Origin of the sequence: Variovorax sp. CAN15 (assembly GCF_030462475.1) — a bacterium.
Lineage (GTDB): Bacteria > Pseudomonadota > Gammaproteobacteria > Burkholderiales > Burkholderiaceae_C > Variovorax.
The window spans coordinates 1-25,695 of the sequence record NZ_JASMRZ010000037.1 but is presented as its reverse complement, the minus strand read 5'-3'; the positions used below and the strand labels follow the sequence as shown (position 1 = coordinate 25,695).

Below are 25,695 nucleotides of genomic sequence, written 5' to 3'. Positions count from 1 at the left end.
AACCATGATCAGCGCCTGAACTCGACCGCACGGACCGCTGATGGTTTACCTGAAAAGCCGCTCACGGTGCCATCGGCGCCAAAGAGGATGTCCACCGGCTCATCCTCCTGAGTCGTCCAGTATCGCCATGTGTTGCCGCTCAGGTCCTTGGTGTCGTTGCGCGATGGATAGCTGAGCGACATCAGCACCTGAGGCCGCGTCATGCCGAGGACGACCTTTGCTGAGTACACGGCCTTCTGCACGTCGGGGCTCCAAGTGGCGAGCGTCAGCTTTGGGTCTGTCGGAACGACGATTTGGCGCATCCAGCGCTGCATGTCCTCCTTGCTGTGGGCCGTGTCGTCGCGCAGAGAGACGTAATCGCCGCCAATCATTCCGTATGCGTACTTGTCACGCTTCACGGTGTCGATCACGGCAGACTCGCCGGCCGGCACGATGGCGCCGCCCAGCATGTTGGCGCTGGAGACCCAACCGTAGTCGGGGCGCAGGTTGCAGCAGGTGTAGCCGGTAATGGGCGGAGCAAGCTTGGTGGCGCAACCTGTCAAGATCACGCAGGCGGTTGCTGCAAAGAAAGTCGCAACATGCGCAAGGGGGTGTGACAGCTTCATTTTCTTTTCTCAGGAATGATTTTTTCTTGATTCTCAGAGCCCACCTCTGTGACGTATGCGTTCTTGATCAACGTACAGCACGATGAGGAAGGAAACGGCCTTCTCAAGACATTGCCCAATAGGGTGTTCTCTCATTTCTATATTGATAGAACTTTGACTCAGGATGCAACGCCGATTCTTCCCAGCTGTTCATCGGGGACCAATCGAGCGAAGTAAGCTCGTCGCAAAACACTCGCCATTCGGGCGACCACCGGGCGCTGCGGTTAATCCACAGGTCGTGCGGAATGCCATCACGATCAGGCCCTAGAAGTTCGGCTCGGCGCAGCAAAGACATATCAAGCCAGGGATCCGAGGCCAAGCGCTGGACCGTCGCTGGCTCGAACAATTCGGGCAGATACGGACGGACGTAGGGGTAGCCCTCCTCCGCCTTCTCCACATTGATGCTAAACAGAGCCTCGCGCCGGTCGTACATATCGTCCATCTCTCGTTCGGTATATCGGCCTTGGCCCCTCAACCAAACCTCGAACAGATCGTTCGCGCTTAACGTTACACCGCTTGGGTTGGCTTGCCGGAAACGCTCGTATAACAACTCAAGCAAATCCGGAGGCAAGTACGCATGACGGCTTGTGGGGTAACCCAAATAGTCAAGGCGAAAGAAGGGGCCTATATGATCCGACAGCCCCCAGCATGCCCAAGCGCTACGCCCCTCACCCACCCAGATGTCAGTGAGCGTGTCGTGACCACAGTAAAGATAGCTATTGCTCACGGTTATCTCCTGAAGTTGCTCATCGGCTGTAGAGGAATAAGCACGGTGCCGAACTGATCGACCACAACGATGCTGCGTCCGACAATCTTCGAGTCGCTGAAGTTTGCAATTTTTCCCGCGAGTTGTGCTTTGTTGGAGTTGTAAGGTACCTGAACCGCAATGATGTCGCTTCCTCCCTTTCCAAGCTCCATATCAAGATCTCTCCTCACTTGTTTCTCAAACCCATTCGCTCCCGCAACCGCCTTCACTTGCACTGTTGTGTCAGTCATTCCTGTCTTGTTGTTGAGGAGCAAAACATCCGGCCCCTCTACATTGTCTCCGGCCACCTTCGGAGTAGTTCCGGGCTTGTAGACTTGCGCGAAAATCGACTCCGCGCCTGCTTGGCTAAGCGGTAGATCATTGCGCTTGGAGTGCTCCGCCACTAGTTCATTGATTCGCCCTTGGGGCGGCAGCGGATTGACTGACGCCGCATCCCGATTTGCATTGTTGTCAACGCGCGACGCATTCTTTTCGATGGCGGCCTGCCTAGCCACTGCTACGTCCTCCATCGCTCCGCTCAGATTCCGTGTCACGTTCCGAGCTACTCCTGCCAAGGCTCCTTCCGTCGCCATCGCGATGTCGATGTTCATGGCCAGCGAGGTCATAATCTCGCTCCTCGTGGGAATCACGCACGAGGAGGTGTTCGCGCACGCCAACTGGTAGTTCAGGTTGGCGGTGAAGTAGACATCCTTGACGAACTTCATGCCCCCCGTATCGCCCTCCGATCTGAACTGCTCGTAGAGATCGGCCCAGGCTTTCTTCGCATCGGCCAGCCCTTTGCTGTTCTCCTCCGAAGGCTCTTTCAGCACAGCCAGCTCTGCCCGATGAAGCTTGTCCAGCAGATCCTGCTGTTCCAGGTCGATCCGGTCCCATTTGTCGATCACTGCCTTGCAGTTGCCGACCTTCTGGCAGTCGGCCAGCTCCTTTTCCTTCCGGGCGACCTGCTTGCCGGTGAGGAAATTGTTGGTTACCTCGTTGAAGGCCCCCACAGCACCCGGCGTACCGCCCACCGCCGCGCCCACGGCGGTGGTCAGACTGGCCACCAGAATGTTTCGGGTCGCCTCGTCCACACCCAGGCCGCCAACTACCCGCTCAATCACGGGCGCAACCTGGGTGCTGAGCACCGCACCTGTGGCTCCTGCGGCGCCTGCCGTCAACCCGCCGATGACCGCATGTCCCGCAGCGCGACAACTGCCATCTGCAGACCAGCAACTGATGCCCTCCTGGTCTCCTTTGTCCTTTGCCTCTTGCAGTCGCTGATTCGCGACGTCGGCCCAGGCTCTTGTCGCGTTTTGCCCGAACTGCTGCGTGATCTGGGCTTGTGCCTGAACGTCCTTGAGGATGGCCTGTGTGTTCCAGTCTTTGACCAACGTCCCGGCGCTGCTAGGGTCGCCGGTCCTGACATTCGTATTGCCCGCGATGCCAGAGATGCCGCTCGTTGTCACGCTGGTTTGGCTGCTACCGTAGCTGCCCACGCCGGCGCCACCAGCCGGGCGAGTGCTTGCGACGCTATTGCCATTCGCATCCTTGGGCGGAGTCCAGGACCAACTGGATGACTGCTCGGGCGTGTTCTCAGTCGCGTCCGTCGGCCTGGTGCCGTAGCCAAGGGGGGCACTGGCACCGACCGCATACGCCTGCCCGTCGGAGCGATTGACGTTGTTCAGGTCCGTCATCGTCAGCGTTCCGCCCGTGTGGAAGCTGTTGCGGTTGTTGTCGATGGCCGCCTGGGTGCTCTCGATCACAGCGCCTGTGAGGGTCGTGTTGCCTTGCACATTGACGTTGAAGCCGCCAGCACCAGCCATGATGCCGGACTGGGTGTTCGGACTGATGTAGTAGCCGTTGGCCGAACCGCCACCTACGCTGGCCGAGGGCAGCACGATGGCCCCGCCGCAGATCGGTGGAACACAGATGCTCAAGCCGAATCCGCTGTTGGACTGACGACTCTGGCCGATGCTCACATCCTGCAAGGTCGTGATGTTCAGGTCGCCTCCCACGTCCGCCGCCACCCGATTGGCTTCGATGGTCGCCCCGTTGAGCGTCAGGTTGCGTCCACTGGAGACGTTCACCGCCTTGCCGCCTGAGACCTGGGTGGCATTGTAGGTGGTCGCGTTCTGGTTGTCGCTGCCCTTGCCGTTTTGCACGCCGATCTGGAAGCTGAGACCGGTCTGGGCCCCCGCGCCGAGGGTCACCCCGACACTGGCGCCGTGGCTGGAGTTCTGGCCCACCGTCACGCTGGTGTTCTTGCTGGCCGCCAGGGTGATGTCGTTGTCCGCCGCTAGGTTGGCGGTGTTGCCCGCCGCGATGGTGGAGCCCAAGACATTGATGTTGGAGGCAGCCCCTGCACCCGTGGCGACGATGTTGACGTTGTTGGCTCCCATGACACTGGAGCCCACGGCCGTGCTGGTGGTCGTGGTGCTGATGCCCTGGCTGGTGTTACGGCTCAGGCTCACGCTCACGCCGTAGGTCAGCGGGGAGCTGGCGCCGCCCGCGAAGTTGCTGACACTGTCATAGACCTGCTTGCCCGTCATCGCGACATTCAGTGCGCCCAGGGCCTGAGCGCGAGTGCTGTTGGTCTCGCTCATGGCCGAGACGGAATTGCGAAGCTGGCCCAGGGTCCCGCCTCCACCTCTGTGCAGGTCAGTGGTGCTCACGCTTACGCCGAAGGCCCCTACGCTGGCGCTGCCGCCCAACTGGGAGCTGGAACTGCGCTGCAAGCTCGTGGTCTGTTCGGTGTTGTACGCCTCGTTGATGGTGACGTTCTTCGCCAGGATGCTCACGTCCCCGCCTGCCAACGAACCCGCCTGCCCGGCGGCCAGAACGCTGCTGGCGGTTTGCCGGTATTCGTTGCCTGCCACGAGGGTCACATTGCCCCCCAGGCTAGCGACCTGACTGGATTGCTGGGTGGTGCCGATACTGGCCTGCGCTTCAAAGTTCTTGACGTGCCCCAGCCCAGGTGCGGACCAGGAACCGATGAACCCGCTCTTGCTGTTGGCCGCCGAACTGCTGCTGATCCGGGTGTTCTGGGCGCTCTCGAGGGTGAGGTTGTGCCCTGCCACCATGGTGATGTCCTTGTCGGCCATCACAGTAGCGGCTTGCAAGATCGTGTCACGGCCGCTCACCGTTTGCAGGCTGCCCGCAGAGATGGTGGTGCCCACGGCCTGGGTCTGGATGTCGGCGCTGGTGCCGCTGCCCGAACTGTTGCGGTTGCCGTAGCCGCCCACCGGCCCGCCGGCATCGGAGGCGACGGCCCAAGCTCTCGACAATGCCGTGGAGCTGCTGCGCTGCTGGCTCACGTGCAGTTCCTGGGCGGTCCGGTTGGCGGTGGTGAGGTTGATGTCGCGCCCGGCCGACAGGCTCATGGCATCCTGCGAACTCAGTTGCGCGGCCTGGGCATTGAGGTCGTTGCCCGCGACCAGGGCCATGGTCTTGCCGCTCAGACTGCTGGAGACCACGTCCACGGTGCTGGAGCTGTCCAAGGTGCTGGAACTGCTCTTCCTGAACAAACTCTTGGAGGAACTCTGCGTGGCCGCAGCCACGCTGCTTGTGGCTTGACCCGCCGTGATGTTGATGTCGTTCTTGGCCGTGGCTACCAACGCACCGTCCATGCTGGCGATCGCACCCGCACGGATATTCAGGTCATTGCCTGCCGCAAGCCGCACATTGCCCTGTCCCTGGATGACGGAGCCAACCTCCTGACTCTTGGATGAGATGCCCGCCGCGTTCTTGTTGGCGAACGAGATGGTGTAGCCCTCGGTCACCGTGCCCAGCTTGACATCATGTCCGGCACCGACCCCCACTGAGCCTGCGCTGACCAAAGCCGCGCCGATCAGATTCACGTCATGGCCCGCGGACGCGATCAACACGCCGCCCGGATTGGTGACGTAAATCCCCGCCACGCGGTCGATGGCAGTGCTCGTGCCACGGGATCGGGTGGTGGTTTCTATGTTGATATCCCCGCCGGCCGTCAGAACAGCGGCATCCCTGGCCGTGATGCTCGCACCGATGTTGTTGATGTTGTTGCGCGCATCGATCCTGACGTTGCCACCCGCAATCCGCCCGCCGTCAAGGTTATTGACGTTTTCGGCTGTGATCGACACCAGGGAGCGGCCAGCAATGGTGCCGGTATTGACCACATCCCCCGAGCTCTTGATGACCGTGGCATCGGCACTCAGAAGTGCCCCAGAGCCATCGATGTCACCCGGACGAACGCGCACATACACCTGCGGAACGAGTACCTTCTGAGTGGAGCCATCCGGCAAGGTGACCGTCCGCTCGACCAACCAGACGATGTCACTGGTCAGTTGGGCCATCTGCGCTGCCGTCAGGGCCACGCCGGGGCGCAAGCCGTACTGCTTCGCGAAGGTCACCCCCGCATCCATCAGCGCGGCGTACTGATCGTCGTCGTTGTTGTACCCATCCAGATAGCGATATCCCGTGAGCTGAGCGACCTGCTCACGAATGAGCTTCTGCTCGTAGAAGCCGTCGCCCAGACGCTTGAGGATGTTGTTGGGGTCCAGGCCGAGGCTGTTCAGCAGGTAGTCGCTGCTGAGCCAGTTGCGGTAGTTGGCAAAGCGCGGATCGGTCTCGATCAGGTAACCGCCGCCCGCACGGATGCTGAACAGGCTGGCGGTGGGGATGCGCGTATTCGGGCCACTGGTACGCACGACCATCGGTACAGTCTGGCTCGCATCGGTGTCTCCGGCGCCAGCGGCAGCATCGGCTGAACCTGCGGCACTTCCCGAAGTTTTGATGACGGCACCGACATTGGCCGCTACTTGCACGATGGTGTCCGGGCGGTTACCGCCATTCGTCCCACCGGCAGCGCCCGCGCTCCCCGCCGCGCTACCGACCGGTGCAGATCCTGCATCGTAGCCATTGGTGGCGTTGATGTTCTCCTGATACTTGTAGGCGCCCAGTGTGATCGTCTCCGGCGCAGTGATGATCGGTATCGGAATGGGTGTCTGCGACTGCCCTTCGTTATTGACCACTGTTGCCGACCCTGTGACCGTTCGCGTACCCGACAACTGGGAGGACACATACTCAGTGGAAGTGATAGTCCCGCCTGCCAGCACCTGGCTGTTCTCGTTGTACAGCCGACCGTTGACGCTCATGCTTCCGCCCGCAACAAGATGGGCAGGATCGATGTTGATTGCAGTATCTTCCGTGGTCGTGATGAGGTTGTTCCAGACGCCGTAGCCTCCCATGCCGACGAGTTCACCAGTCTTCTGGAGGAAGACCAGGCCATTGGCGGCGTCGAGGGTGACTTCGTCCAAGCGGTAGGTAGTGGTCCTGCCGATCCCGCTTCCTAGGGGAGTGTTGGGCGCAATACCAACCTGAAGGCCGGATGTGACCGTTTGGGGCCCTCTCTGAATGTGCACGTCGCGGTTGTTGACGTTCGCCATCGAAATGGACATGTCACCCAGCGACTCGATGTCTGCGCTTAGGTTGTTGAGCACAGAGCCCTGCCCTATGGCCTTGCGGTTGGCGTCAAGCGAGCCGCCAATGCTCATCGCATCCGCGCCCATTCCGCCGCTGAAGATCAATGCATGCTCGCGGTTGGTGATGGTGGTCGCACCAATGTTGAGGGTGCTGCGCGCGGCAATGGTCCCTGCCTTGGTCACGCCGGCGACAGTCTCCGCGTCATTCTCGAGCGTACCGGTGGCAATGGAGATCGCATTGCCGTAGATGCGACCCGTGCCGATATTTTTCAGAGGCCCTGTTCCTGCATTGATCCGCGTGTCGTTCTTGCTGTCGATCAGGCCACGGTTGGTCAACGTGCCGCTGGTGTTGATCGTAGTGTTCGTGCCCGACATCTCCGCATTGGCCGAGTTTTCAACGTTGTTGCCACCGACCGTGAGCGTCTGGCCCGCCAGCAGCTTGCCGTTATTCGTGAAGTTGCCAGTGGTGGTGTAACTCAGGTTCCCGTTGGCGGCCACCTCGCCGTTGTTGGTGACGTTCTGTGTGAGCGCGAGGCTCAGGTCCTGCCCCGAAACAGCCTTGCCGTCACCGCTGAACGTCGCTGCGTCGATCTTGAGGCTCTTGTCTGCTACCTGCGTGCCGTTGGTATTGACCAGGTTCAGCGTCTTGGCACCGGGATTCGCGCGATTGGGGTCGCGAATGCTCAGCTCGTTGCCGGCCGAAAGCAGGCCATTGGTGTTGCTGACGGTGCCACTGCTGGTGATGGTCGTATCGACATCGGCACGGATGGCACCAGAGGTGTTGTCCAGCTCGCCAGTGCCGATGGCAACGGACTTTCCTTCAATGCCTTGGTTGGTGCCGAGCGTGTCTTTGTTGACAATGCTGCCGGCGTTGAGCGTTGTTGTCGCTGCCGAGCGGACCAAACCGCTCGTATTGGCGATGCTGCCGGCATTGATATCCAAGTTGCCCACAGCCAGCGTCTGACCGCCGCCGTTGTCGTAGCGCGCACCGTTGGTGTTGATTACAACCGCAGACTGCCCGATCACTTGGCCATTGCCTGTGTTCGTGAACAACTGGGTGTCGGCGTTGAGCGCATTCTTCGCGCCGATGAAGCCCGCCGCATTGTCCACGTCGCCGACATTCTTGAGGGTCAACGTATCAGCGCTGGTGATGCCGCCCTGTTTGGTGGAGTAGCTCGCGGCGTTGGAATTGGTGAGTTTCTGGCCATCGGTATCAATGGTCATTGCACCGCCATTGGACTGAATCAGGCCGGTGTCGTTGTTGAGGGCGCCCGACTTGATGTCGACGGTGGTAGCCGCCGCCAATGTTCCCTGCTTGCTGTTGTCCAGAGCATTCTTGCGGGTATCCACGCTCAGGCTTTCGCCAAAGACGGTGCCGCCCCTGTTGATCAAGCCCCCGTTCGTCAAGGCCACGTTGGCGCCTGCTTGCAGCATTCCTCCGGTGTTGGTAGTCGCTCCGGATGTGGTGACGCTCAAACTCCCCTTGACCGCAGCGGCAGTCCCACCGCTGTTGTCCAGCGTTCCGTCTACAAGAAGGGTCGTGCTGCCATTGGCAGCCAATGTCCCGCCGACGTTCGTTGCAGCTCCACCGATGGTGGCGCTCAAGTCGCCCACTGCCGTCACACTGCCGGCATCGTTGTTGAGACTGCCCGCCGTGGCGGTGGTGTTGCCACCCGCGCCAATCGATCCCTTGTTGCTGTTGTCGAGCAGGCCGCCAACGGTCAGACCGAGGCTGGAAGTTTCTGCGGCACGAACGGAGCCGCCTTGGTTGGTCAGGCTGCCGGCTGCGATGGTCGTGTTGCCGTTGCTCGCAATGGTGCCGGATGTATTGTCGATCGCTCCCACGACAGTGATACGGGTGGCGTCAGAGCCAGTCTGCACAATCTGACCACCACGATTGCTCAGCGAGCCTGCGTCGATGGAGATTTGCTTGGCGCTGGTTGTCGCCTTACCGCCGTCCTGGTTGAATGCCCCCGACACGGCGACCACCAAAGCGTTGTTCGCTGTGATCTGACCGTCGGCACCGTTGAAGCTGCCCCCTGTGACGATCAGAGTTCCGGGACCCGCGTGCTCGATCTTGCCCACGTTGCTGGTGATGGCCGTGCCCTGCAGCGTGAGGTCTTGCCCATTGCTGGCGATGCGACCACCGTCGTTGTTCAAGGTGCCGCTGGTCACAATGGTCGTCGCGCCCGTGCCGGTCTGCACGATCTCGCCCGCGTTCGTATTGGCGAGGTTCGAGGCGTTGATTTGCAACTGACCGGCATTGAGCGTGCCAGCGTCATTCACGAGGGTCTGCGTCGCGTTGCTATTGGCCGTGATGCTCAAAGTGCCTGGCGTGACGACCGTGGCATTGCTGGTGGTCACATTGCCCTGAGTGGCCGTGACCGCGATGTTGGTCGCACTGGTCTGGCCGGTCGACAGATCGATGCTCGCCCCTTGCAGCATGGCATTGCCCGCCGCGATGTTGGTGCCGTTGGCGACCAGGGCGCCCGTGGAGGTCACACGCAGGTCACCCACACTGCCAAGCTTGCCGTCGCCCTGAGCACCAGCCCCGAGCACACTGGACGTACCGCTGCGCATGCTGCCGGCAGCGATCGTGGTGCTGCGGCCCGCCGTGACACTGCCGTCGTTGGTCAATGCGCCACCAACCGCAATGTTGGCATCGTTGCTCCCGCGCAGGCTGCCACCGTTGGTGAGCGAACCGGCCTGGATACCGAGATCGGTGGTCGCGCTGATATTGCCACCACCGCCGTTGGTCAGTGCGTTGGCTACGCCGAGCTGTACACCGGCTTGTGCAGACTGAACGCTCCCGCCAGTATTCTCCAGCGAGCCGGTGTTCAGTCTCAGCGTCTGATTTGAAGCCAGCGTGCCGCTGTTGTTGGTGGTGGCGCCAACAACGTTCGCGGTCAGTACACCCGTGGCCGAGAGCGTGCCGCGAGTGTTCTCCGCCTTCCCCCCCACCATAAGGTCGGCATCAGAAGCGCTTGTCAGCACGCCGTCGGTGTTGATCAGGTCGCCGCTGGTGGCAATGTTCAGACTGCCCGCATTGAGCTTGCCACCCGTGTTGTCGAACGAGCCGACGTTTGCGCCGAAGCTCTGGCTGACGTTCAGAGTGCCACCAGCATTCGAAAAGTTGGGGCCGACGACCGCCATGCTGGCGGCTGACAACGTGCCACCCGCGTTGTTGATCTGTGGTGTTTGCAGCGCGATCGGACCACCAGCGTAGATGCGGCCACCGTCGTTCAGAATCGTTCCCGCCGCGGTGATGGTGCCAGGCGATGTGGGGACAAACGGTGCCGGTGCCGGCGAGGCGGCATCACTGGAGCCTGAACCCGTTCCGGAGCTGGTTCCCGTGGTGGAAACGCCTGGGCTGGTGCTGCCACCTGTGCCGGTACCGCCCCCGGTGCTCGTGCTACCTCCCGTGCCAGTGGTCGGCGTTGGTGCCGGCTCGATACCGATGACTCCGCTGTTGGTGTTCGAGAGAACCGGTGCAGTGATGCCGAGGCCTACGCTGCTGGTCTGGCGGATCGTACCGCCCCGGTTGTCGATGTCGCTGACACTGGAGATCTCGACGCGTGTGCCTTCGAGGGTGCCAGTATTTTCAAGACGCCCCGCTGCTGTGACGATGAGATTGCCGTTGCTCGCGCCGATGTTGCCGGCATTGCGTACGCCCAGCCCGGCCTCATTGCCCACAAGCGTGATTTTTCCTGCATACATGCCGCCGAGGGCCGCCACATCGAGAGTGAAGGTCGGTGCTGCGCCCGTTCCTGTCGTGGGGGTGATCTGCGTATGGTCGGCACTGACCTGATTCGCACCGGTCACCACCTTGAGCTCGCTGGCCCAGATGCTCGCATTGGCCTGCACAGCACGCGCAAGAATGGCCGCGTAGTCGGTCTTGCTGGCATCGAGGCCCGCGCCGTCGATGGTGATGGTTCCGCCACGAACCAGGAAACTGTCGAGACCGCCGACGGCGTTGAACTGCGGCGTGCCGGTGGTGAGCGTGGCGCGGCTGGCATTGATGAAGCCGCCGCCATCGACGCTGATGCCTGCGGGGTTGGCGATGATCACTTCCGCGCGCTGGCCGCCCACTTCGATGTAGCCGCGAAGCTGGCTGGGCGTTCCGCCGTTGACCTCGTTGAGGATGATGCGCGCCGGGCCCGTGGCCAGATTGGGGTTGCCCTGAACGAACCCACCCAGTTGGGTCTGCACGTTCACCCGGCTGTTGTTCAGGATGGCGCCGCTCGAACCGACGCTGAACTGGTTGTAGACGTTGCGCGAGACGCCCGCGGCGGAAGGCGTCTGAATGTTGACCAGCGGCACGCCATTGGGGGCTGTCAGCACAGTCGGGCGAAGATTGCCAGGGACGTAGGGAGCACCGACGATCTGGCCCTGTGCGGCCCCTGCGATCAGCACACCCGCGAGGGCGGTAGCACCTGCGGCGGTCGTTGCCCTGCTAGCGCCCTTTCCAGTGCTGGCGGCCGTTTCCTGGACCACCATGCGCATCCCTCTGGCCGCGTTGAAGACCACGCGGTGCAAGTGCCGATTCATTGTTCTGACGCTCCCTGATAGTTGTCACGTCACATTCAAATCTGTGACGAAATGAAAGCTACGGGGCGCGATTATGAAAGAGCGGCGCTTGCGTTCAAGGAATTAATACATGCTTTTCAACGACTTAGGTGAGCCTAATCAGAAATATTAATTCTTTTGGATTAAATATTGTTGATATTTCACAACGTCAACAATTGTCAAAAATTGATGCGAAACAGGCGACGCATCGCCTTTGCCAAGAGGGCGATGCTTCCTCATTTCGCTAGAAGATCAATGCGCCGGAACCAGAAAATCCTGGCTGATTCGAACCCCCAGCTCATTCACCCGATCGAGGAATTGCGTGAGATACGCATGCAGCCCCGTCGCCAGGATTTCGTCGACGCGCGCATATTGCAGATCGGCCAGGAGCTTCCCGGCACGGCGCTGGGTTTCGGCGCTCTGCTCGTTCTGAACTTTCGCCAGGTTGTTGACCACCTCGACCAGGCTCGCATGCAGCGAGCGCGGCATGTCGGCGCGAAGAATGAGCAGTTCGGCCACGCGCTCGGGCTTGATCACGTCGCGGTACACCTTGCGGTAGACCTCGAAGGCCGAGACGCTGCGCAGGATGGCGCTCCAGTGATAGAAGTCGTATTCCTGATCTTCCTCGGTGGCGGCGCCGAAGAACTCGCTGTTGAGCGCGTGGAACTTCACGTCGACCAGGCGCGCGGTGTTGTCGGCGCGTTCGAGGAAGGTGCCCAGGCGCGAGAAGTAGAAGGCCTCGTCCTGCAGCATGGTGCCCAGCGTGACGCCGCGCGACAGGTGCGAGCGGAACTTGACCCATTCGAAGAACTGGCCGGGGTCGCGCTCGAAGTCGCCCGAGCGCAGCATGCGGTTGACTTCGAGCCAGGTGGTGTTCTGCGTTTCCCAGGCTTCGGTGGTGAGGGCGCCGCGCACGGCGCGCGCGTTCTCGCGTGCGGCCTTGAGGCAGGAGACGATGGACGAGGCATTGCTCTCGTCCTTGACCATGAACTCCATCACCTCCTTGGGCGCGATCTGGTCGTACTTCTGGTTGTACCAGGGCAAGAGCTCGCTGATGGAGAGCACGCCCTGCCAGCCGTACTTGGCGACTTCGGCGGACTGGGGCAGGAGCGAGGTCTGGTAGTTGACGTCCAGCATGCGCGCCGTGTTCTCGGCGCGCTCGGTGTAGCGGGACATCCAATAGAGGTGGTCTGCGGTGCGGGACAGCATCGTTCGTGCTCCTACTGCGATTGGCTTTGCGACTGTGCGGGAGCCTTGGCCTTGGGCACACGGTCGGCTTCGAGAATCCAGGTGTCCTTGGTGCCGCCGCCCTGCGACGAGTTCACCACCAGCGAGCCTTCCTTGAGCGCCACGCGCGTGAGGCCGCCGGGCACCATCTGCACTTCGCTGCCCGAGAGCACGAAGGGGCGCAGGTCGATGTGGCGCGGCGCGATGCCGGCGTCTACGAAGGTGGGCGAGGTCGACAGGCTCAGCGTGGGCTGGGCGATGTAGCCGTCGGGCTTGGCGATCACGGCCTTCTTGAAGTCCTCGATCTCGGCCTGCGTGGCGGCGGGGCCGATCAGCATGCCGTAGCCGCCGGCGCCGTGCACTTCCTTGACGACCAGGTCCTTCATGTTGTCGAGCGTGTACTGCAGCTCGTCCTTGTTGCGGCACATGTAGGTGGGCACGTTCTTCAAAATCGGCTTCTCGCCGAGGTAGAACTCGACCATCTTCGGCACGTAGGGGTAGATCGACTTGTCGTCGGCCACGCCGGTGCCCACCGCATTGCAGATGACGACGTTGCCTTCGCGGTAGGCGCGCATCAGGCCGGCGCAGCCCAGCGTCGACGTGGGGCGGAACACCTCGGGGTCGAGGAAGTCGTCGTCCACGCGGCGGTAGATGACGTCCACGCGCCTCGGCCCGCGCGTGGTGCGCATGTAGACGAAGTTGTCCTTGACGAACAGGTCCTGCCCCTCGACCAGCTCCACGCCCATCTGCTGCGCGAGGAAGGCGTGCTCGAAGTAGGCGCTGTTGTACATGCCGGGCGTGAGCACCACCACCGTGGGCTCGGCCGTGGCCGGCGGCGCGCTGGCGCGAAGCGTTTCCAGCAGCAGGTCGGGGTAGTGCGCGACCGGCGCGATGCGGTTCTGGTTGAAGAGCTCGGGGAAGAGCCGCATCATCATCTTGCGGTTCTCGAGCATGTAGCTCACGCCGCTGGGCACGCGCAGGTTGTCTTCGAGCACGTAGTACTCGCCGTTGCCCTCGGCGTCGGGGGCGCGGACGATGTCGATGCCCGAGATGTTCGAGTAGACGTTGTGCGGCACGTTGACGCCCATCATCTCGGGGCGGAACTGCGCGTTGTTCAGGATCTGCTCGGCCGGGATGATGCCGGCCTTGATGATTTCCTGGTCGTGGTAGACGTCATGCAGGAAGCGGTTGAGCGCCGTCACGCGCTGCACCAGCCCTTTTTCCATGCTTTCCCACTCGTGGGCGGGAATGATGCGGGGCAGCAGGTCGAACGGTATGAGCCGCTCGGTGCCGGAGCCGTCCTCGTCCTTGGCGCCGTACACCGCGAAGGTGATGCCGACCCGGCGGAAGATCATTTCCGCCTCTTCGCGTCGCGAACGCATCACCTCACCGGGTTGCTTCGCGAGCCATTGGTCGTAGCGCTTGTAGTGCTGTCGAATCGCAGCTCCAGCGTAGGGAAGCTGCTCGTACATCTCGTCAAATTTGTGCATGGAACGACCAATCTCCTTGAGCACATAGCTTAGCAAGTTCAGGGCCAGTAGAACCCCTGATGCCAAGGCTCAAGGCGGGTCGGATGATCTTTCCGCGCTCAGGGCTCGGGGCCCTCCTCGCTCGTTTCCGGCTTCTTGCGGGGCGAGAGAAATCCCTTGATGCGCTCCCCGCTCTCGTCGCTGTAGAGGCTGGCCAGGAAAGACTCGCGCTCGGCCTCCAGCTGCTCGCGCCGGCTGCGTCCGCGCGCCGCATACACCAGCTGCTTGATGCGCGCCTGAACCTCGAACGGGCCGCGCGCGAGTTGCTGCGCCCAGGCGAGCGCGGTGGCTTCGGCTTCCCCGTGCGGCACCACCTTGTTGACCACGCCCAATTCGTGCAGCCGCTTCGCGGTGCAGGGCGTGCCGTCGAGCAGCATTTCGAGCGCTGCCTGCGGCGGAAGCGAGCGGGCCAGCGAATCGGTGCCGCCTCCGTCGGGCGACAGGCCGACGTTGATGTACGACATCGCGAACTTCGCGTCTTCGGCGGCCACGATCAGGTCGCAGGCCAGGCACAGCGAAAAGCCGCCGCCCATCGCGGCGCCCTCGACCGCGGCGATCACGGGCTGGGGCGCCTCCTCGATCGCCATGAGCCATTCGTGCAGCGCGTCGATGTGGCCATGCTGCTCGGCGGCCGGCAGCTTGCGTTGCCGGGCCAGGCGCCGCAGGTCGCCGCCGCCGCTGAAGTGATCGCCCTCCCCCCGCAGCACGATGGCGCGCACCGTGCGAAAACCCGCGGTGGCGCGTATCGCCTTGGCGGCTGTTCGGTAGACCGAGGGATTGATTGCGTTGCGCGCCTCGGGATTGCTCAGCGTCAGGATCAGCACCGGGCCCTCGCGGTGCATCTTGAGCCGCGCGCCGGAGCCGCCGGCGAGGCTCGCGCTGGTGATGGCCGGAACGCCGGTCGTCATGAGGCGCGCCCGGAAGACGGGCCCCAGCGAGAAATCCGACGGTTGTGCTTGTCCATGCTGCCCCCTTGTTCTGAGTTGTAGCCAAACGATACAACGCATGGAACGCTGCCGTGGATTCCTTTACACGAGGTCTTTCGGGCTACTTTTGACAATTAGTTCACGATTTCAAGGCTCCGGACGGCCAGCCTCCTCCGGCTGCCGGTGCTGCCAGTAGCGCGCCCGGCGTTCGCGCTCGCAGCCCACCTCGGCGGGCCTCGCGCTGCTCCAGTGCGCGGCGCCGCAGCGGGTGTTCTCGACCAGCCGCACGCCGCGTTCACGGTAGCGCGCCACCACTTCCTGCGCCGGATGACCGAAACGATTGCGGTACCCCGCCTGGACGAGCGCGATGCGCGGCTGCACCGCATCGAGAAACGCCGCCCCCGACGAAGTCTTGCTCCCGTGATGCGGCGCCAGCAGCACGTCGGCACGCAGCAGTTGCGGCGTGCGCACGACCAGCGCCGTTTCCTGCAGCCGCTCGATGTCGCCCGCCAGCAGCGCCACCGCGCGGCCGTTGTCGATGCGCAGCACGCACGACACGGCATTCGGCTTGCCGAAGCTGCGGTAGTCGCTCTCGAAGGGATGCAGCACCTCGAAGCGCACGCCGTCCCAGCTCCACGACTGCCCCGCCTCGCAGCGCCTTGCCGCGCGCATCGCTTGCAGCGGGTGCGTGGCCTCGATGGAGCTCAGTAGCGCCGCCTCGGGCTGCATCGCGAGCACGGCGGGCGCGCCGCCGATGTGGTCGGCGTCACGATGGCTCACCACCAGCGTGTCCAGCCGCTCGCCGTACGCGCGCAGCAGCGGCACCAGTACGCGATGGCCGGCATCGCTTTCGAGGCTGTAGCGCGGGCCGGCGTCGTAGAGCAGGCTGTGCGTGGCGGTGCGCACGAGCACCGCGTTGCCCTGGCCGATGTCGGCGGCGAGCAGCTCGAACTCGCCAGCGGCCGGCCTGGGCGCCTGCCACAGCAGCACCGGCAGGAGCAGCGGAATGCCGAGGCCGCGCAGCGACCATGGCAGCCGCATGGCCAGCAGCGCACCGCCACCGACGCCGCAGGCGGCCAGCCACAAGGGCGGCGCGGCCATCGACAGCGTGGCGTGCGGCAACTCCGCCAGCCATTGCAGCAGCAGCGCCAGCGCCTGCACGGCCATGGCCGCAAGGTCCCACAGCGGCGGCACCGCCACGCCGAGCATCGCCAGCGGCGTGATCACGAGCGTGACCCACGGAATCGCCACCGCGTTGGCCAGCAGTCCGATCAGCGACACCTGCTGGAACAGCAGCAGGCTCAGCGGCGTGATCGCCAGCGTGATGGTCCATTGCTCGCGAAAGAAGCGCAGCAGTCGGGCGGCCGCGCCGGCCTGCTGCTCGCCCCGCACTCCGGCGTCCGTCGCGAAGAGCACGCCCACCGCCACGAAGCTCAGCCAGAAGCCCGCCTGCATCAATGCCCACGGGTCGAGCGCGACCACCACCGCGGCAGTCAGCAGCCACACGTTCGGCCAGGGCCAGCGCCGCCCGGTCAGGCGCAGCAGCGCGACCGTCGCCAGCATCCAGACCGTGCGCTGCGACGGCACGCCCCAGCCGCTGAAGAGCGCGTAGAGCGTGGCCAGCAGCACGCCGCCGATCAACGCGGCCTGCTGCGCGGGCAGCCTCAGCATCAGCCACGTGCTGCGCCGCCAGAGCAGGCCAACGGCGTGCGCGGCGAGCCACGCGAACATCGTGACGTGCAGGCCCGAGATCGACATCAGGTGCGCCACGCCCGTGGCACGGAACACATCCCAGCCGGCGCGGTCGATGGCGTTCTGGTCGCCGGTGACGAGAGCCGCGATCACGCCGGCCCGCGCGCGGTCGGGCACGCGCTCGAAGATGGCGTCGCGCACCGCTTCACGGGCGCGTTCGATGGGGTGCCGCCAGGTGGAGCCGACCAGCACCGGCGCCGCGTCGCGCGCGCCGGCTCGCACATGGCCGCTGGCGTGCAGGCCCTGCGCCCACATCCAGAGTTCGCCGTCGAAGCCGTGGGGGTTGCGGTTGCCGTGCGGGGCTTTCAGGCGCACCGTCAGGCTCCAGCGTTCGCCGGCATGCGGGGAAGCGACGGCGGTGCTGGCTGGCGAGGCACGGCTCCAGAGGCTGGAGCCTTCCGCATACCAGCCGAGCGCGATGCGGTCGGGCACGGCTGGCAGGCCTGTCATGGAGGGGTCCGCCCACTGCGCGGCTTCGACATCCAAGACGAATCGCGTACCAGCCTCGTTGCGCTGGGGCATCTCCGATACGACGCCTGCGACGCGCAGGTCGCGCCCTTCGAGCGCCGGGCCGAGCGCGCCTTTCGCGTAGGCGACGGCGCGCAATCCTGCGAGCCCCGAGCCGGCCATCGCTGCGCACGCCACGGCGATCAACAAGAGCCCTCTGCCCGGCAGTCGCCGCCACCACATTCCGGCCACGCCGACACATAGCAAACCGGCATAACCCCATGCCGGCCACAGCACCGGTTGCTGCAGCTGCAAGGCCGATCCCAGCAGCGAACCGCCCAGTGCCGCGAATGCGCCGAAGCCCCCCGCAGCCCGGCCTGACGCACGAAACCGCGTCATCGGACAACTCCCGAATCCATGATGCAAACCCTCCCCAAATCACGCTCAGTGGCGCGTTAATTGCTTTGGTATCTCGGCTAGTATGCGTCTCACCAGAGACATCATCTCCCGATGCAATCTGCCAGCACTGCACACAAAAACGCATGTCCATTCACGCCGCTCTCCACCACGTCACCCACTACAAGTACGACCGGCTGGTGCAGCTGGGCCCCCAGGTCGTGCGCTTGCGGCCCGCGCCGCATTGCCGCAGCAACGTCATCTCGTACTCGCTGCGGGTCGAGCCGGCCGAGCACTTCGTCAACTGGATGCAGGACCCGTTCGCCAACTACCAGGCGCGGCTCGTGTTTCCCGAGAAGACGCGCGAGTTCAAGGTCACGGTCGACCTCGTGGTCGAGATGGCGGTCTACAACCCCTTCGACTTCTTCCTCGAACCGCAGGCCGAGAACTTCCCTTTCAAGTACACGGCGTCGCAGGCCGAAGAACTGGCTCCCTACCTCGTCACCGAAACGCCCACGCCGCTGCTGCAGGCCTATCTCGACAAGATCGACCGCAAGGAGCAGCGCACCATCGACTTCCTGGTCGGCATCAACCAGCAGGTCCAGAAAGACGTCAACTACCTGATCCGCATGGAGCCCGGCGTGCAGACGCCGGAAGAAACGCTCACCAACGGCAGCGGCTCCTGCCGCGACTCGGGCTGGCTGCTGGTGCAGCTGCTGCGCCACTGCGGCCTGGCGGCGCGCTTCGTCTCGGGCTACCTGATCCAGCTCACGCCCGACGTGAAGGCGCTCGACGGCCCGAGCGGCACCACGGTCGACTTCACCGACCTGCATGCCTGGTGCGAAGTGTTCCTGCCCGGCGCGGGCTGGATCGGCCTCGACGCCACCTCGGGCCTGCTGGCCGGCGAAGGCCACATTCCGCTGGCCTGCACGCCCACGCCTTCGAGCGCCGCGCCCATCGAGGGCGGCGTTGACGAATCCGAGGTCGAGTTCGGCCACGACATGAAGGTCACGCGCATCTACGAATCGCCGCGCGTCACCAAGCCCTACACCGAAGACCAATGGGCCGACGTGCTGGCCCTGGGCGACGCCGTCGACGCGCGCCTGAAGGCCGGCGACGTGCGCCTGACCATGGGTGGCGAGCCGACCTACGTGGCCACCACCGACCGCGACGCGCCCGAGTGGAACACCGACGCGCTCGGCCCCACCAAGCGCGGCTACGCCACCGAGCTCGTGCACAGGCTGCGCGCCGAGTACGGCCAGGGCGGCTTCCTGCACTTCGGCCAGGGCAAGTGGTATCCGGGCGAGCAGCTGCCGCGCTGGGCGCTGTCGATCTTCTGGCGCGCCGACGGCCAGCCGCTGTGGCACGACCCCGCGCTCTTCGCCGACGAGCGCTTTCCGACGCACTACACCAGCGAGGACGCGCGCCGCTTCACCAACCTGCTCGCGCACAAGCTGGGCATCACCGAGCGCTACATCCAGCCGGGCTACGAGGACATCTACTACTACCTCTGGCGTGAACGCCGCCTGCCCGTCAACGTCGATCCCTTCGACTCGAAGCTCGACGACGAACTGGAGCGCGTGCGCCTGCGCCGCGTGTTCACCCAGAAGCTCGACGCGGTGATCGGCTACATGCTGCCCATCGAGCCCGGCAATGCGAACGGCGACGCCCCTGCGCTGGCAGGCCCGGCCTGGAAGACCGGCCCCTGGTTCCTGCGCGACGACCGGCTCTATCTCATCCCGGGCGATTCGCCCATGGGCTACCGCCTGCCGCTCGACTCGCAGCCATGGGCCAGCAAGGGCGACTACCCGTACCTGATCGAACGCGACCCCACCGCGCCGCGCGGCGCACTGCCGAGTTCGGCCGACTACCGCGCCCGCTACGCCACGGCGGCCAGCGGACCCGGCGAAATCGGCAGCGCAGGCGCGGACCTCGGCACCGTGCCCTACGCCTTCGGCACGCCGCCCCTGGTGCCCTCGTCGCTGCGCATGCAGACGCCGGGCGCCGCGAACGACGGTGAAGGCGAGGGCGAGGCTGACAATGACGCCACCGACGCCACCACCCGCCAGCCCCTGCGCGGCGAATCGGCCCACTGGATCACCCGCACCGCGCTGTGCGTCGAAGTGCGCGACCCGCGCCGCGCCAACGGCCCCGCCGCCGAGAAAAAAGGCAGCGCCTCGGGCGTGCTCTATGTGTTCATGCCGCCGCTGGCCCGGCTGGAGGACTATCTCGACCTCGTGGCCGCCGTCGAGGCCACCGCGCGCGACCTGGGCGTGCGCATCGTGATGGAAGGCTATCCGCCGCCGCGCGATCCGCGCCTGAAGATGCTGCAGGTCACGCCCGACCCCGGCGTGATCGAAGTCAACATCCATCCCGCGCACAACTGGAAGGAACTGGTCGACCACACCGAGTTCCTCTACAACGCAGCCTTCGAAACCCGCCTGTCGGCCGAGAAGTTCATGACCGACGGCCGCCACACCGGCACCGGCGGCGGCAACCACTTCGTGATGGGCGGCGCCACGCCGGCCGACAGCCCCTTCCTGCGCCGGCCCGAGCTGCTGGCCAGCCTGCTGCTGTACTGGCACAACCATCCGTCGCTGAGCTACCTGTTCTCGGGCATGTTCATCGGCCCGACGAGCCAGGCGCCGCGCGTGGACGAGGCCCGCAACGACCAGGTCTACGAGCTGGAAATCGCACTGAAGGAAATCGCGAAGAACCGCGAGATCTACGGCCAGAACATGCCCGCGTGGCTGGTCGACCGCACGCTGCGCAACATCCTGGTCGACGTCACCGGCAACACGCACCGCAGCGAGTTCTGCATCGACAAGCTCTACTCGCCCGACTCGAACACCGGCCGCCTCGGCCTGCTGGAGCTGCGCGCCTTCGAGATGCCGCCGCACGCGCGAATGAGCATCGCGCAGCAGCTGCTAATTCGCGCGCTGGTGGCCCGCTTCTGGGACGAGCCCTACAAGGCGCCCGTCACCCGCTGGGGCACCGAGCTGCACGACCGCTTCCTGCTGCCGACTTTCGTGAAGATGGATTTCGACGACGTCATCAGCGAGATGCGCCAGGCCGGCTTCGCCTTCGATGCCGACTGGTTCGCGCCGCACTTCGAGTTCCGCTTCCCGCTGGTGGGCCAGATGCAGGCGATGGGCGTCGAGCTCTCGCTGCGCAACGCGCTCGAGCCGTGGCACGTGATGGGCGAGGAGGGATCGGCCGGCGGCACGGTGCGCTATGTCGATTCCTCGCTGGAGCGCATCGAGGTGCGCGTGACCGGCCTGAACGAAAGCCGCCACGTCATCACCGTCAACGGCAAGGTGCTGCCGCTGCAGCCCACCGGCGTTGCCGGCGAGTTCGTGGCTGGCGTGCGCTACAAGGCCTGGAACCCGCCTTCGTCGCTGCACCCCAGCATCAAGGCCCATGCGCCGCTGACCTTCGACCTGGTCGACACCTGGATGAAGCGCTCGCTGGGCGGCTGCCAGTACTTCGTGGCCCACCCCGGCGGGCGCAACTACGACACCTTCCCTGTCAACGCCTACGAGGCCGAAAGCCGCCGCCATTCGCGCTTCACGCGCACCGGCCACACCCCCGGCCTGCTGCGCACGCCCCCCGCGACGATCGAGCTGCCGGGCAGCCGCGAATTCCCGTTCACGCTCGATCTGCGGCGTTGACGGGACATTCCTCACACTGCCCGAACGGCCACCCCGTGACGGCAGTGTGACAATCCACCCCCTGTGGAACCTTTGAACGAATCCCTGTTCGACGCCCAGGCACTGGAGTTTCCGGCGGCCCTGGCGTCGGCGCTCGCCCCGCCGGCCCTGCCCGGCCACTTCGACGAACTGCGCGGGCTGGCCACGCCGGTGGCGCCCGTCCGGCCGGCTCCCGGGGCTGCCCCGCCCCCGGCGGCCGCCCCGCAGCTCTACGACACCGCCGCCGAACGGCCGGCAGCGCCCGGCCAGTCGCAGTCTCAAACACAGTCCCAGTCGCAATCCCAGACGCAGACGCAGACGCAGCAGGCCCCGGCCAGCGAACAGCCCCCGCTCACCCCCGCCTGGAACGCCTTCTTCGAGCAGCTCGGCCCGGGCGGCTTCAACGACCTGCCCCGGCGCGCGGCCAGCCTGGAGCGGCAGATCCGCGACAACGGCGTCACCTACAACGTGTACGCCGACGCCAACGGCCCGCAGCGGCCGTGGTCGCTCGACCTGTTCCCGCTGATCGTCTCGCCCGAGAGCTGGAGCCAGATCGAGGCAGGCGTGCTGCAGCGCGTGCGCGTGCTCGACCGCGTGATGGCCGACGCCTACGGTCCGCAGCAGTTGCTGGCCGAGGGCCTCATTCCCCCGGCGCTGGTGCGCGGCCACCCCGGCTACCTGCGCGCGCTGCACGGCGTGAAGCCGCCGGGCGACACCTGGCTGCACATCGCCGCCTTCGACCTCGCGCGCGGCCCCGACGGCAACTGGTGGGTGGTCTCGCAGCGTACCCAGGCGCCCTCGGGCCTGGGCTACCTGCTCGAAAACCGCCTCGCCATCACGCGGCAGTTTCCGCAGGCCTTCGAGGCGCTGCACGTGCAGCGCCTGGCGGCCACCTACAGCGCCATGATGGAAGGCCTGCAGCGCATGTGCCCGGCGGGCGTGCCGCCGCACATCGCGCTGCTCACGCCGGGCCCGTACAACGAAACCTACTTCGAGCACGCATATCTCGCGCGCTACCTCGGCATCACCCTGGTCGAAGGCAGCGACCTCACGGTGCGCGACCAGCGGCTCTACCTGAAGACGCTGCAGGGCCTGCGCCCGGTGCACGGGCTCATCAAACGGCTGGACGACCAGTTCCTCGACCCGCTGGAGCTGCGCCCCGACTCCACGCTCGGCGTGCCCGGCCTGCTGCAGGCGATCCGCGCCGGCAACGTGCTGGTGGCCAACATGCCGGGCTCGGCATTTCTCGAATCGCCCGCGCTGCTCGGCTTTCTGCCGGGGCTGGCGCGCCGGCTGATCGACGAGAAGCTCATGCTGCCCGCCCTGCCCACCTGGTGGTGCGGCGAGCGCGCGGCACTCGAATCGGTGCTGCCGCAGCTGGGCGACAGCGCCATCAAGCCCACGTATCCCGGTTTCGACGGCCGCACGAGCTTCGAGGCCGTACTCGGCAGCCAGCTCGGGCGGCGCGAGCTCGACGAATGGGCCGGCCGCATCGTGCGCGAGGGCGACGTCCACACCGTGCAGGGCTACATGCCGCTGTCGCAGATGCCCACCTGGGCCAACGACATGGGCCCGGGCCACATCGCACCGCGCGCCGTGATGCTGCGCGTGTTCGCGGTGAGCGACGGCGCGCAGTCGTGGCGCGTGCTGCCCGGCGGGCTGGCCCGGCTCACCGAGCCCGACGCGCAGTTCGCCTCGATGCAGCGCGGCGGCAGCAGCGCCGACGTGTGGGTGCAGACGCACGGCGAGGTCGACCGCACCACGCTGCTGCAGCCACACAGCACGCCGGCCTCGCTCGCTCGGCACCGTGCGCCAGTCACCAGCCGCGCGGCCGAGAACATGTTCTGGCTGGGCCGCTACACCGAACGCGCCGAGAACGCCGTGCGCCTCGCGCGGCTTACGCTCAGCCTGCTGGGCGGCGAAGACCAGTCCTCGCGCCCGCTGCTCGAATGGCTGCACCGCATGGCGCTGCGCAACGCGCTGGTACCGGCCGAAGTGCCGAGCGCGCCGCAGTCGCGCCGCGTGTTCGAGCGCGCGCTCATCGCCGAGCTGGGCGACGTGGCACGCGGGGGCAGCGTGGGCTTCAGCCTGCGCTGCATCCGGCAGTCCGCGGCCGCTGTGCGCGAGCGCCTCTCGCAGGACAACTGGAACCAGATCGTGCGCGCCGAGGCCGACTTCCTGCGCCGCGCGGCTGAACAGGCCGACGAAGGCAGCTTCGCTGCCAGCGCCGCGCTGCGCGCCCTCGAGTCCGCCAGCACCGCGCTCGCCGCCATGACCGGCGCGCAGACCGACCGCATGACGCGCGACGACGCATGGCGGCTCCTGTCCATCGGCCGCCACATCGAGCGGCTGGGCTTCCTGGCCAATGCGCTGGAAGTTGGTTTCGACAACGGCGCGGTGCACGAGGTGAGCGGCTTCGAGGCCATGGTGGCCCTATTCGACAGCACCATCACCTTCCACGCACGCTACCAGCAGCGCCGGGACGTCGCCACCATGGTCGACCTGCTGGTGCTCGACACCGAGAACCCGCGCTCGCTGGCCTGGGTCACGCAGACCCTGCGCGGGCGCATCGCACGGCTCGCCGGCAGCGCGCCGGGCAAGCTGACCGCCCTGTCGTACGAGCTGCCCGATCCGGCCAGCTGGACGCTCGAACACCTTTGCGCTACAGGGCCCGACGCCGACTATCCGGAGCTCATGAAGCTGCTCGCCAGCTGCGAGACGGCGGCCTACCATGTGTCCGACGCCATCGGCACGCGCTACTTCACGCTGACCTCCGAGTCGCTGCGTTCAGTGGGCGCCTGAACAGGTACTCCCCCATGCTTCGCGCACTTCGTGTCGCTACGCACCCCCCATCGCCGGGGGCAACGCCTGCGGCCCGGCAAAGCCCGGTTCCGCGGCGTTCCACAACAAGTTCAAGGAGAACCACCGCCATGCCCCGCCACATCACCATCAACCGCCGCTTCGCACTCACCGCCGCGAGCGTCTTCGCGGCGCTCGCCATTGCCGGCTGTGGCAAGCAGGAGCCGGCATCCGCGCCGTCCGCCGCCGGCGCACCGGCGGCACCAGCCCCAGCGCGCGTGCTGGTGGTGGGCACCGACGCCGCCTACACGCCCTTCGAGTCGCAGAACGACCGGGGCGAGATCGTGGGCTTCGACATCGAGGTGGTGAAGGCGGTCGCGCAGAAGGCCGGCTTCGAGGTGAAGTTCGTCAACACGCCGTGGGAAGGCATCTTCAACTCGCTGGACCAGGGCGACCGCGACCTGCTGGTGTCGGCCATCACCATCACCGACGAGCGCCGCCAGACCATGGACTTCTCGCAGCCCTACTTCGATGCGCGCCAGCTCATCGCCGTGCGCAACGACGCGCCCATCGCGAAGTTCGAGGACATCAAGACGCTGAAGGTCGGCGTGCAGAACGGCACCACCGGCGACGAGGTGGTGGGCAAGCTGCTGGGCAAGTCGAACACCGCCATCAAGCGCTTCGAGTCGACGCCGCTGGCACTCAAGGAACTGGAGGCCGGCGGCGTGCAGGCCGTGGTGGCCGACAACGGCGTGGTGGTGCACTACCTCGCAAACAACACCGCCGGCGGCTTCAAGACGGTGAGCGACACCAGCTTCCCGGTCGAGAAGTACGGCATCGCGGTGAAGAAGGGCAACGCCGAGCTGCTCGCCAGGATCAACCAGGGCCTCGAGGCGATCCGCGCCGACGGCACCTACGCGAAGATCTACGCCTCGTACTTCGGCTCCGAGTCGAAGTAAGCAGGTTCTTTCTCAGGCAATCCACACGACCGGCGCCGGCCATCATGCTGCTCCACGTCACCCACGAAACGCGCTACGAGTACTCGCCGCCGGTCGAGACGGCGCAGCATCTCGCGCACCTGAAGCCGCTGGCCACCGCCTCGCAGAAGCTCGTGAGCCACAAGCTCTCCATCGAGCCGTCTCCCGCGCAGCGCAGCGAGCAGGCCGACCTGTACGGCAACACGCGCGCCTTCTTCGCGCTCGAGGCCACGCACGACCGGCTGGTGGTCACGGCCGAGAGCGTGGTCGAGACCTCGCAGCCCGTGCTCTCGCCCGCCGTGGCGCGCGAGCTGCCCTGGGAGGCCGTGCGCGAGCGCTTCCGCTTCCGCAAGGACGCCACCTTCGACGCGGCCTCCGAGTTCGTCTTTCCCTCGCCCTACGTGCCGCGCCACGACGACTTCGTGGCCTACGCGCGCGCCAGCTTCGTGCCCGGCCGCCCCGCCTTCGACGTGGCGATGGACCTCACCGAGCGCATGTACGCCGACTTCGCCTACGACGCCACAGCACCGAGATCAACA

General features: G+C 65.4%; 11 protein-coding genes. 4 read left to right on the top strand and 7 right to left on the bottom strand.

Annotated elements, in window-relative coordinates:
* Positions 1-8: 8 nt before the first annotated feature.
* The 7 genes from QMO14_RS20695 to QMO14_RS20665 form a co-directional block, all read right to left on the bottom strand.
* Positions 9-605, bottom strand: a complete 597-nt coding sequence (locus QMO14_RS20695; RefSeq protein ID WP_301509394.1) for a hypothetical protein — start codon at positions 603-605, stop codon at positions 9-11.
* Between the two features lie 103 nt (positions 606-708).
* Positions 709-1,371 carry a hypothetical protein gene (locus QMO14_RS20690; protein WP_301509392.1) on the bottom strand — a complete coding sequence of 221 codons (663 nt, stop codon included), beginning with the start codon at positions 1,369-1,371 and terminating at the stop codon, positions 709-711.
* 2 nt (positions 1,372-1,373) lie between these two features.
* Entirely contained in the window at positions 1,374-11,384 is a 10,011-nt protein-coding gene (locus QMO14_RS20685; RefSeq protein WP_301509390.1) for a hemagglutinin repeat-containing protein, read from the bottom strand.
* Positions 11,385-11,666: 282 nt separating this feature from the next.
* Entirely contained in the window at positions 11,667-12,623 is a 957-nt protein-coding gene (locus QMO14_RS20680; RefSeq protein WP_019656032.1) for an alpha-E domain-containing protein, read from the bottom strand.
* A gap of 11 nt (positions 12,624-12,634) precedes the next feature.
* Entirely contained in the window at positions 12,635-14,131 is a 1,497-nt protein-coding gene (locus QMO14_RS20675) for a circularly permuted type 2 ATP-grasp protein (RefSeq protein WP_301509388.1), read from the bottom strand.
* Positions 14,132-14,229: 98 nt separating this feature from the next.
* A complete protein-coding gene (locus QMO14_RS20670; protein ID WP_301509387.1) occupies positions 14,230-15,078 on the bottom strand; it encodes an oxepin-CoA hydrolase, alternative type in 849 nt (282 codons plus the stop codon).
* A gap of 165 nt (positions 15,079-15,243) precedes the next feature.
* Positions 15,244-17,694 carry a DNA internalization-related competence protein ComEC/Rec2 gene (locus QMO14_RS20665; RefSeq protein ID WP_301509386.1) on the bottom strand — a complete coding sequence of 817 codons (2,451 nt, stop codon included), beginning with the start codon at positions 17,692-17,694 and terminating at the stop codon, positions 15,244-15,246.
* A 143-nt stretch (positions 17,695-17,837) separates the two neighbouring features.
* Between QMO14_RS20665 and QMO14_RS20660 the strand changes: the two genes are divergently transcribed.
* The 4 genes from QMO14_RS20660 to QMO14_RS20645 form a co-directional block, all read left to right on the top strand.
* Positions 17,838-21,362 carry a DUF2126 domain-containing protein gene (locus tag QMO14_RS20660; protein ID WP_301509385.1) on the top strand — a complete coding sequence of 1,175 codons (3,525 nt, stop codon included), beginning with the start codon at positions 17,838-17,840 and terminating at the stop codon, positions 21,360-21,362.
* A gap of 63 nt (positions 21,363-21,425) precedes the next feature.
* A complete protein-coding gene (locus QMO14_RS20655) occupies positions 21,426-24,182 on the top strand; it encodes a circularly permuted type 2 ATP-grasp protein (protein WP_301509383.1) in 2,757 nt (918 codons plus the stop codon).
* A gap of 128 nt (positions 24,183-24,310) precedes the next feature.
* Positions 24,311-25,138 carry a basic amino acid ABC transporter substrate-binding protein gene (locus QMO14_RS20650; RefSeq protein WP_301509382.1) on the top strand — a complete coding sequence of 276 codons (828 nt, stop codon included), beginning with the start codon at positions 24,311-24,313 and terminating at the stop codon, positions 25,136-25,138.
* Positions 25,139-25,182: 44 nt separating this feature from the next.
* A partial coding sequence (locus QMO14_RS20645) for a transglutaminase N-terminal domain-containing protein (protein WP_301509381.1) occupies positions 25,183-25,695 on the top strand: 513 nt, incomplete at its 3' end.